Consider the following 1,376-nt stretch of genomic DNA (forward strand, 5'->3'; position numbering starts at 1 on the left):
CTGAGAGCTTGGCAAAGGCGCTATAACCTAATCCAACCGCAAAGAACGGAAAAAGGACATCGCTTATATCGCCAGCAAGATCTCGATACGATTCGTGAAATTCAAGGTTGGTTATCCAAAGGCATTGCGATCGGCAAAGTGAAAGGATTGCTCGGCCAATCGGATGTAGAAATCAGTGCAGAAAATCATTCGCTTGAAGAGGTGGAAACCGTACTGTCTGCCTTGTCGCAACTCAATCGTGGCAAAACGGAAAGCGTCCTCTCATCGGTATTGAAAGAGTACCCGCTCAACTTAGTCGTAGATCAGTTTATCAATCCTGTGTTTGAAGCATTGGATTTGGTTAAGGGCTCGCTGCGCTCTTTGCAGATGGGATTGCTCCAAACCTGTTTAATCACGCGTTTGGCATTGGTGATCGATTCTGAAAACAAAGCATCTACTAAGGGGAAATGTCTGTTGATCAGCTTTGAACAAAGTCGAGATGCAGAAAGCTGGATTCAGGCGGCGAAGTTGTGTGAGCAAGGTTACCACATCACCTTAATCGACAAGGTGGACGACGTTTCTGGCTTGGTGGGTCACGACGTAATTGAACGCTACCAGCGTGTTTATGTGTTCTCGAATAAGGCGCTACCTGCCAAGCAAGTGGAAGCATTCAAAGCGCTGTTAGCGCGGTATCCTGAGCAAGTGCAGTGTTCGGAAGTTATTGAGAAACTTCATCTTGCACAAACTCAGATTCAGTAAGGAGACCACATGATTCTGGTTTGGTTTAGGCGCGATTTACGCACGTTAGACCACACGGCGTTAAAGGCGGCACTTGATACAGGACAACCTGTTGTTGCTTGTTTTGTTGCAACGCCAGAACAGTGGCAAGAGCACCACATGGCGCCGATGCAGGCGGATTTAATCGCTAGGCGTCTTGAGCATGTTCATCAAGAGCTCACAGAGCTAAACATTCCTCTTCTGTATAAAGAAGTTCCGCGTTTTAACGACTGTACACAAGTCATTTGCGATTGGGCGGATAAGCTCAACGCAATGGCGGTAATGGTCAACATCAATTATGAAGTGAATGAAGTTGAGTTGGATAGAAAGGTATCTCAAGCACTGGATAATCGTGGGGTAGAGTTTCACGCCTTTCACGACAAATGCGTTCATGCGCCAACGACCGTACTCAACAAGCAAGGCGAGTATTTCAAAGTATTTACGCCATTCAAACGAGCATGGTTGCAAAAGTTTTCCTTGCCAACGGTATCCAAGCCTCAGAGACAAAATGAACTGCCTAGTGAGCAGTTAGAAGCGGTAAAACAAGACGGTTTTGATGACGATTTTACGTTCTCTTATCCGAGGGAATCGAGCGAAGCTTGGTGTGCATCGACCAACGA

The 1,376-nt window shown here is 46.4% G+C and carries 2 protein-coding genes; both read left to right on the forward strand.

Annotated features, from left to right (window positions below):
* On the forward strand, positions 1-738 hold a 738-nt coding region (locus tag R7P35_RS24445; RefSeq protein ID WP_318092932.1), incomplete at its 5' end, for a MerR family transcriptional regulator.
* Between the two features lie 9 nt (positions 739-747).
* Positions 748-1,376, forward strand: a 629-nt coding sequence (locus R7P35_RS24450; RefSeq protein ID WP_318092933.1) for a deoxyribodipyrimidine photo-lyase, incomplete at its 3' end; no start/stop codon positions are given.

Source organism: Vibrio sp. Vb0304, assembly GCF_033338995.1.
Lineage (GTDB): Bacteria > Pseudomonadota > Gammaproteobacteria > Enterobacterales > Vibrionaceae > Vibrio > Vibrio alginolyticus.